This is a genomic window from Prevotella sp. AM42-24 (assembly GCF_003461825.1).
Taxonomy (GTDB): Bacteria; Bacteroidota; Bacteroidia; order Bacteroidales; family Bacteroidaceae; genus Prevotella; species Prevotella hominis.
This window is the reverse complement of record NZ_QTXV01000128.1, coordinates 2,915-3,260: the sequence shown is the minus strand read 5'-3', so window position 1 is coordinate 3,260 and position 346 is coordinate 2,915. Positions and strand designations below refer to the sequence as shown.

Here is a 346-nt window from a genome sequence, read left to right as displayed (position 1 = left end):
TTTAATTTTTACCTGCTTCATCATTTGCTTGATTTTTAAGTCTGCAACTAGCCTTTACCTAGAAGGGTTTCGAATGCCTCATGTACCTAAAAGCGTACCTAAAGGGGGCTTGATTTGGTCTAAAAGACTCACCGCCTCCACCTTTTTTCGGTTCACTATCTCAGCATATACTTGCGTGGTCGTGATGTTTTGATGACCCAACAGTTTGCTGGTGGTATAGAGGTCCACTCCCATCGTCAGCAAGGTGGTGGCAAAGGTGTGGCGACTTGTATGCACAATTTAAGCAAAAGCAACGGAAAGTGAAGATGAGAGAAATGAACTGCAAGTGGTTGAGAATGAGCAATAT

Annotated in this window: 1 pseudogene; it reads right to left on the bottom strand. The window is 43.1% G+C overall.

Annotated elements, in window-relative coordinates:
- Positions 1 to 78 precede the first annotated feature (78 nt).
- Positions 79 to 273, bottom strand: a pseudogene (locus DW917_RS16525) (tyrosine-type recombinase/integrase); the annotation flags it as partial.
- Positions 274 to 346: the final 73 nt, after the last annotated feature.